Origin of the sequence: Longimicrobium sp., assembly GCA_036389795.1 — a bacterium.
Lineage (GTDB): Bacteria > Gemmatimonadota > Gemmatimonadetes > Longimicrobiales > Longimicrobiaceae > Longimicrobium.
In genome coordinates this window covers 1-6,263 of the sequence record DASVWD010000024.1, presented here as the reverse complement: position 1 = coordinate 6,263, position 6,263 = coordinate 1, and the positions used below count along the sequence as shown (strand labels likewise).

7 protein-coding genes are annotated in these 6,263 nt (G+C 72.2%); all 7 read right to left on the bottom strand.

Features of this window, described 5'->3' with window-relative positions; genetic code table 11:
* Nucleotides 1-224 precede the first annotated feature (224 nt).
* The 7 genes from VF746_03075 to VF746_03045 all read right to left on the bottom strand — a co-directional run bounded on the left by VF746_03075 (nt 225) and on the right by VF746_03045 (nt 5,742).
* On the bottom strand, nt 225-722 hold the full coding sequence (locus VF746_03075) for a PIN domain-containing protein (GenBank protein HEX8691401.1): 498 nt from the start codon (nt 720-722) through the stop codon (nt 225-227).
* Nucleotides 719-976 (bottom strand): hypothetical protein, encoded by a 258-nt coding sequence (locus VF746_03070; GenBank protein HEX8691400.1) that lies wholly within the window; start codon nt 974-976, stop codon nt 719-721. The genes VF746_03075 and VF746_03070 overlap by 4 nt, the downstream gene beginning before the upstream one ends.
* Nucleotides 977-1,134: 158 nt before the next feature.
* Nucleotides 1,135-2,073: a farnesyl diphosphate synthase gene (locus VF746_03065; protein ID HEX8691399.1), complete on the bottom strand. Its 939-nt coding sequence runs from the start codon at nt 2,071-2,073 to the stop codon at nt 1,135-1,137.
* The gene (gene xseB / locus VF746_03060; protein ID HEX8691398.1) at nt 2,070-2,330 is read right to left on the bottom strand and encodes an exodeoxyribonuclease VII small subunit; all 261 of its coding nucleotides are present in this window, start codon (nt 2,328-2,330) and stop codon (nt 2,070-2,072) included. Before xseB ends, VF746_03065 begins: the two co-directional genes overlap by 4 nt.
* Before the next feature lie 174 nt (nt 2,331-2,504).
* Nucleotides 2,505-3,884, bottom strand: coding sequence for an exodeoxyribonuclease VII large subunit (gene xseA / locus VF746_03055; protein HEX8691397.1), 1,380 nt, complete (start codon nt 3,882-3,884; stop codon nt 2,505-2,507).
* A 120-nt stretch (nt 3,885-4,004) separates the two neighbouring features.
* A complete protein-coding gene (locus VF746_03050; GenBank protein ID HEX8691396.1) occupies nt 4,005-4,925 on the bottom strand; it encodes a bifunctional 5,10-methylenetetrahydrofolate dehydrogenase/5,10-methenyltetrahydrofolate cyclohydrolase in 921 nt (306 codons plus the stop codon).
* Nucleotide 4,926: 1 nt separating this feature from the next.
* Nucleotides 4,927-5,742, bottom strand: a complete 816-nt coding sequence (locus tag VF746_03045; protein ID HEX8691395.1) for a TIGR00282 family metallophosphoesterase — start codon at nt 5,740-5,742, stop codon at nt 4,927-4,929.
* Between the last annotated feature and the right edge of the window lie 521 nt (nt 5,743-6,263).

The window sequence follows — 6,263 nt, the reverse complement described above, 5'->3', positions numbered from 1 at the left end:
TTGTACGTAGGGCCGCTTCTGGATAGCTTTCATGCGAGCACCGTTTGGGTGTAGTGGGTTGTGAGATCCTTCTTGCCGGAAGTCTCTCTCAATCTACTACTTCCGAACGGTGCTCGCTTTTTCCCCAGCAGGATTTGGGTTCAACCGCCTTGGTCCACCAGCCTGGAGTGCCGCCATCCCGACGCCGGGCGCGCCATCGCTCAAGCGCGGCACCTGGAGGGCTTTTATTGGAGGAGGTTGTAGAGGCGCAGGTGGTTGAAGTTGATCACGTCGACTCCCTGGTGCTGCAGGTACTGCGACAGCCGGAAATCGTCGCTCAAGACCAGATAGCGCCCGCGAGCATGGTGGACCACTGCCGTGTCCGTCAGGCCGAAGCGCGGGAAGGACGGCTGCGCGGCGAGCTCGGCCGCCGGTGCGTGCCGCTCTTCCATCAGGGTGATCCCGGCGGCGAACTTCGCGAAGACACCGTCCCTGACGGCGCCGCTCAGCTCGCCAGCCAGGTTGCTGACTTCGGCGAGGATGTGAGGCGTGGTGACCACCCGCTCGAACCGGCCCAGGAACCGGCGGAGGAGCGCGTGGTCCTCGGGAGTGAACGTGTTCGTTCGCTTGAACCTGGGAATCCTGTCCGGATCGAGTGCGCCGACGAAGTACAGGAGGAGCAGGTTGGTGTCCACGAGGACGCCCGCCGTCCGATAGCGGGCGAGGAGCGTGTCGGGGATCATTCGACGGTGCGGATCTTCATCGAGAGGACCTTGCCGGTTTCCGCGTCGATCCGGAAGATCTTGTAGTCCCGCTGCGGCCGCGTCCCGCCGAGCACCTCGAACGGGGAGAGCCTGGGATCGAACCCGAGGGTGATCAGCCAGTACCGCTCGTCGGGAGTCATCTCGACTTCTTCGAGCGTCGGCGCCTGGTCCGGTCCGATGATGTCGCGGGCGTACTTCATCGCGGCACCGACGGCCTGCTTTACGTCGATCATGGATTCCCCCGGTGCCGGGTCCAGCCGAGCCGTATTCATGGCGAGCGCGATGGCGGAGAGATGCGAATCCAGATAACACTCGAATTCCTCAAACATAGGCCGGGCGCGCTACGCTCACAATCGAGCGTGCCATGTCCGCCACCGCCCGAACATTCCGGTCAGCTCGTGCGCTCCAGGACGTAGCGGGCGAGGGACTCCAGCTCGGGGGAGCGGAGCGAGGCGGAGTGGAGGGCGGCGGTGGCGGCGGCGACGCGCCCGGCGGCGAGGGCGCGGGCGCCTTCCACCCCGAAGAGCGCGGGGTAGGTGGCCTTGCCGGCGCTCCTGTCCTTCCCCGCCGTCTTCCCCAGCGAGCGGGCGTCGCCCACCACGTCCAGCACGTCGTCGACGATCTGGAAGGCGAGCCCCAGGTCGCGGCCGTAGGCGGTGAGCGCGGAGAGCGCCTCGTCGCCGCCGCCCGCGGCCACGGCGCCCACGCGCAGCGACGCCACCAGCAGCGCGCCGGTCTTGAGCCGGTGGATGCGCTCCAGCCCCCCGGCGTCGGTCGCGCGCGCCTCGCCCTCCAGGTCGAGCCACTGCCCGCCCACCATCCCCTCCACCCCGCCCGCGCGGCACAGCTCGAGGACCAGCGCCCGGCGGCGCTCGCGCCCGAGCCCCAGGTCGCGCGCGGCGGCGGCGAGCACCTGGACGGCGGCCGGGATCAGCGCGGCGCCCGCCAGCATGGCGCGCCGGGCGTCGAACCGGCGGTGCACGGTGGGGCGGCCGCGGCGCAGGTCGTCGTCGTCCATCGAGGGGAGGTCGTCGTGCACCAGCGAGTAGGTGTGCACGACCTCGAGCGCGGCGGCCAGGCGGTAGACGGGCCCCGGGGGGTCGTCGCCGCCCCGCAGCGCGCGCCAGGCGGCGGCGGAGAGGACGGGGCGGATGCGCTTGCCCGGCGTGGCGAGCGCGTAGAGCACCGGCTCGGCGAGCGCCGCGGGGGCGCCGGAGATCACCGACGCGGCAACGGAAGCGAGCGCGGCGTTCACGCGCTCGCGCTCGCGGTCCAGGAAGGCCTCGACGTCGAAACCGGCCGCCGGCGCCGAGGTGGGGGCGGCGCTCACAGGGGCTCGGGGAAGTCTTCCAGGCGCCAGCCCGCACCGCCGTCTTCCAGGAGCTGGCGGACGCGCGCGTCGGCGCCCTCCAGCACCGTGTCGGCGAAGCGCAGCAGGCGCACGCCCTCCTCGAAGAGCGCCAGCGACTCGTCCAGCTCCAGGCCGTCGCCCTCCAGCCGCTCCACGATCTCCTCCAGCCGCTCCAGCGCGGCCTCGAAGGTCCACTCCGGCTCGGCGGCGTGGGGGGCCTGCGTCTCGCTCGTCATCTCCAGCTCGTCAGATGTTCTTCAAGGGCCCGGCCACCTTCCGGGAGCGGCTGAAAGCCGCGGCAACAACCGCGGGAAGCCTCGCAAACCGCGCGAGGCTCCAGGAGCCGGCATCTGCGCGGGTGGCCGGGACCGGGGCGTCGCCGGCTCCGCACGGGCGGGCAGGCTTCGCCCCTACGACTCCGGCGCCGCTTCACCGGCCACGCGGGAGGGGACCACGCCGTCGGCCACGCGCAGGTCGAAGGCGGCGCCGGGGGCGAAGTCGGCCGTCGTACGCAGCACGCGGCCGTCGGCGCCCAGCGGGACGGCGTAGCCGCGCGAGAGCACGGCCAGCGGCGAGAGCGCGTGCAGCTGCGCGGCCGTGGCGCCCACGCGGTCGCGCCGGGCGCGCAGCACGCGCTCGGCGGCCTGCCGCAGATCGAGCCGCACGTTGTAGAGCGACTCGCGGGCGCCGTCCACCTGCTCGCGCGTGCACTCCACCAGGCGCCGGCGCAGCTCGTCGAGCTCGCGGCGCACCGCCGCCCCGTCGGGGACGGCGGCCTCGGCGGCGGCGGAGGGGGTCGGCGCGCGCAGGTCGGCCACCAGGTCGGCGATGGTGTAGTCGACCTCGTGCCCCACGGCGGAGATGACGGGGACGGGCGAGTCGGCGATGGCGCGGGCGACCACCTCCTCGTTGAACGCCCACAGGTCTTCCACCGACCCGCCGCCGCGGCCCACGATCAGCACGTCGGCGCAGCCGGCGCTGCCGATGCGCCGGATCGCGCGCGCCACCTCCTCCGCCGCGCCCTCGCCCTGCACCTTCGCCGCGGCCAGCACGATCCGCGTCCACGGCGCGCGGCGGCGGATCACGGTGACGATGTCGCGCAGCGCCGCCCCCGCCGACGAGGTGACGATCCCGACGCACCCCGGGTGCGCGGGGAGCGGGCGCTTGCGCTCGGGCGAGGTCAGCCCCTCGGCGTCGAGCCGGGCGCGCAGGCGGTCGAAAGCGAGCTTCCAGAGCCCTTCGCCCTTCGCCTCCAGCTCGTAGCAGACCAGCTGGAACTCGCCGCGCTGCTCGTAGAGGGTGAGGCGGCCCAGCGCGCGCACCTTCATCCCGTCCTCGGGGAGGATCGGGAGCCGGTTCGCCTCGTCGCGCCACATCACCGCGCGGACCTGGGCGTCGGCGTCGCGGAGGCTGAAGTAGCAGTGGCCGGACTTCGCCCGCGTGAAGTTGGCGACCTCGCCGTGCACCCAGAGCGGGGGGAAGACGCCCTCGATCAGCTCGCGGGCGGCGGCGTTCACCTCGCCCACCGTCATCCCGTCGGGCGAGACGCGCACGGCGGGCGCCGCGAACCCGCCCTCCGCCTCGCGGGCGGCGACGGTGCGCGCCACGTCGGCGTTGCGCACCTCGTCGAAGAGCGCCGCGGCGGCGGAAGAAGCCTTCGCGTCCGGCGCCTTCTTCCGCGACTTGCGCGCGGGAGCGGCGGGAGGCGGCGGCGCCTTCTCGGGCGGCGCCTCCTCGCGCCCCTCGCGGCGGGCGATGTCGGCGGCGGAGGTGAAGAGGTCCCAGGTCAAGGAACGGCAGTCCTGAGTGCTAAGTGCTTGGTGTTTTAGTGCCCAGTGCCCAGGTACAAGTGCCCAGTACAAGCCGTCAGGGGATCGGTTCCTGGGCACTGGGCACTGGGCACTGGGCACTCACACGACGATCCTGCGCGGCGTCCGGCGCTCGCGCGTCTTCGCGATGTGGGCGCGGCGGGCGGCCTCGACGGTGTTGCGCAGCAGCATGGCGATGGTCATCGGGCCCACGCCGCCGGGGACGGGGGTGATGTGGCCCGCCACCTCGGCCACCGCGTCGAAGTCCACGTCGCCCCGGATCACGTAGCCCTTGGCGTGGGCGGCGTCGGGGACGCGCGTGGTGCCCACGTCGAAGACCGCCGCGCCCGGCTTCACCATGTCGGCGGTGATCAGGCCCGGCTTGCCCACGGCCACCACCAGGATGTCGGCCATGCGCGTATGCGAGGCCAGGTCCACCGTGTGGCGGTGCGTGAGCGTCACCGTGGCGTTGGGGCCCGGCGCCATCAGCAGCGAGGCCAGCGGCTTGGAGACGATCAGGCTGCGGCCCACGATCACCGCGTGCCTCCCGTGCGTCTCGATCCGCTCGTGGCGCAGCAGCTCCATGATCCCCGCCGGCGTGGCGGGGACGAAGCCGCGCGGGTCGCCCACGAAGGCGCGGCCCACGTTCAGCGGGTGGAAGCCGTCCACGTCCTTGGCCGGGTGCACGCGCTCCAGCACCGCCTTGGGGTTGATGTGCGGCGGGAGCGGGAGCTGCACCAGCACGCCGTGGATCGTGGGGTCCGCGTTCAGGCCGTCGATGGTGCCGAACAGCTCGTCGGCGCTCACCTCCTCGGGGAGGTGGACGAGCCGGTCGTGCATCCCGGCCTCGTGGCAGGCGCGGGTCTTGGAGCGCACGTACACCTCGCTGGCGGGGTCGCCGCCCACCAGCACCACGGCCAGGCCCGGCACCGTCCCCTCGGCCTTCAGCTCGGCCGTCTCGGCCGCGACCTCCGCGCGGATCTCGCGGCCGATCGCCGCGCCGTCGATGATCCTGGCAGCCACGCTACCTCTTCTTCCCGAACCGTTCGCTCAAGACCCGCTCGTAGCCCACGCTCAGGCGCTCGATCGACTTCGCCAGCCCCGTCTTCGGGTCGATCTCCACCACGGCGCCCTGCAGGTGCAGCTCGTCGTCGGCGGGCTGCATCCGCTCGCCGCGCGTGAGGGTGAGCTGCCGCTCCAGCGAGATGTCGGTCTTCATCCCGATGATCCCGCCCAGGCCCCCGGTGAGCCCCAGGTCGGTGATCTGCGCCGTCCCCTTCGGCAGCACCCGCTCGTCGGCCGTCTGCACGTGCGTGTGCGTGCCCACCACGGCGGCCACGCGCCCGTCCAGGTAGCGCGCGAGCGCCTGCTTCTCGCTGGTGGCCTCGGCGTGGAACTCCACCACCACCGCGTCGGCCTTCCCGTCCAGCTCCCTGAGCAGCTGGTCGGCGCAGCGGAAGGGGTCGTCGATGGGGGGCATGAAGGTGCGCCCCTGGAGGTTCAGCACCGCCAGGCGCGCGCCGTTCTTCTCCACCACCGCCGCGCCGTGGCCGGGGTTGCCGGGCGGGTAGTTGGCGGGGCGCAGCAGGCGCGGCTCGCGGTCCAGCACGGGGAGGATCTCCTTCTTGTCCCAGACGTGGTTGCCCGTGGTGATCACGTCCACACCCAGCTCGAAGAACTCCTTCACGATCTCGGGGGTGATGCCGAAGCCGCCCGCCGAGTTCTCGCCGTTGGCCACCACCAGGTCGGCGCGGGTGTCGGCGCGCACCAGCCGCAGGAGCTGGCCCAGGGTGCGCCGGCCGGGCGAGCCGATCACGTCGGCCACGAAGAGGACCCTCACGCGCCCCCTGCGCCCCTCTGCCGCGCCCGCCGAGCGCTCCTCACATCACCCTCCCGCCGGAGTCCATACGCCAAGGGGCGACGCTTCCGCCGCCCCGTTGAGCCGCCCACGAATATATCGCCCCCGGCGCGATCGCGCCGCCCCGGCCCGATTCGCCGATTCCCGACCCCCGCACCCGGTCGGGGCTACAACAGCACGAAGTCCGCCTTCGCGGACTCCCACGCCAGGATCGGCGCAGTTCGGCGACCGAGGTGCCGACCCGGAGCAGTTGAAGCCTCGCGGGGTTGGCGAGGCTTTCCGTGGTTCCAGCGGGCGGGTTTACCCGCTCGCACCGCGGGCTCCCACGCCAGGATCGGCGCGACCGGCGGCCGAACTCGCGTGTGATACCACGTTTCCGAGCATTGTTCTGGTTCGCGAGAAACAGATTGGCATCACACAGAGGACACGGAGGACACGGAGAGAACTTCAATCTCTCCGCTGTTCCTCTGTGTTCTCTGTGCCCTCCGTGTGAGACCTTTTCA

What these genes read in the sequence shown, in the direction of transcription:
- xseB (HEX8691398.1), bottom strand. Translation starts at nt 2,330, where the DNA reads ATGACGAGCGAGACGCAGGCCCCCCACGCCGCCGAGCCGGAGTGGACC.
- VF746_03075 (HEX8691401.1), bottom strand. Translation starts at nt 722, where the DNA reads ATGATCCCCGACACGCTCCTCGCCCGCTATCGGACGGCGGGCGTCCTC.
- VF746_03070 (HEX8691400.1), bottom strand. Translation starts at nt 976, where the DNA reads ATGATCGACGTAAAGCAGGCCGTCGGTGCCGCGATGAAGTACGCCCGC.